The organism is Rhizobium sp. P1_E1, from assembly GCF_056406015.1.
This window is the reverse complement of record NZ_JBFUAY010000526.1, coordinates 1-1,095: the sequence shown is the minus strand read 5'-3', so window position 1 is coordinate 1,095 and position 1,095 is coordinate 1. Positions and strand designations below refer to the sequence as shown.

Annotated in this window: 1 protein-coding gene; it reads left to right on the top strand. The window is 56.7% G+C overall.

Annotation, left to right across the window (positions count from 1 at the left end; translation table 11 throughout):
- The coding region (locus AC1D1Z_RS37690; protein WP_477853942.1) for a right-handed parallel beta-helix repeat-containing protein at positions 1-1,095 on the top strand (1,095 nt) is incomplete at both ends.

Sequence of the window (1,095 nt, the reverse complement as noted above, 5' to 3'; positions counted from 1 at the left end):
GTCTTTGACTCCCGCGATAAGGGCTTGATCGTCACGGCAAGATGCGATGAGGCGCCGATTTTGCATGGGGGGCAACGCGTGCGCAACTGGGCGCAGGAGGCCGATGGTCGCTGGACGGCGCCGCTGAAATTGCCGCCGGATGAAGCGGTCGGTGACCTTTTCGTCAATGGGATGCGCCAAACTCGGGCTCGATTCCCTAACGCTCCCGCTGATGGTGATCCACGCAAGGGATGGTTGTTTGCCGCAAAGTGCAATCCTGCCATCGACATGTGGGAAGGAAACACGCGCTTTTGTTTCCATGCCGGCGATCTTCCGGCAGTGGATGATACAAGTGGACTGGTCGCGGACATCGTTGGAGGCTATCAACCCGGAAGCCAGTGGGGCAATGATACGCTCCCAGTTGTATCCATCGATGCCGCCCGCCGGACTGTCAATACGAAAGGCACCGGTTATTTCTTTACCGCAGAAGGCAGCCGCTATTTCCTGACCGGAGCCAAGGCCTTGCTCGATGCTCCCGGAGAGTGGTGGTACGACCTTGCCGCGGGCCAGCTCCATTACATCCCTGTCGATCAGTCGTTACCCAATTCCGTAGTCGTCGCCGGCATTCTGCCGACATTCTTCAAGTTGGATGGGGCCGATGGGATGGTCGTATCAGGGCTCGAGTTTAGAGATGGAGCTCCTGAAGGCAGCGGCAAGTTCTATACGGAAACCAGAGGATTTGGCGCCATACGGATCGAACACGCTGATGGCGTCAAGATTCTCGGCAACAGCATCGAAAATGTCGGCGTCGGGGTCCATGTGACGGAAAGCAAGGATGCGTTGATTGCCGGCAATGTGATTGCGGATGTGGCTGGCAACGGGATTTACGTCGGCACGAATTATGGCACGTTCGGCAAGTCAAACGGCTCCAGGATCCTTTCAAACCATATCCATGACATCGGAAAGGTTTACATTGAAACGGCGGGAATATGGTTCCAGGCGGCTGACAATGTCAGGATCGCCGACAACCTAATCGAAAACACGGCGCAGTTCGGAATCGCCGGCGGTTCGCTGTGGGGTTCCAACGACGCCGTCTATAACGCTGTCATCGAGCAC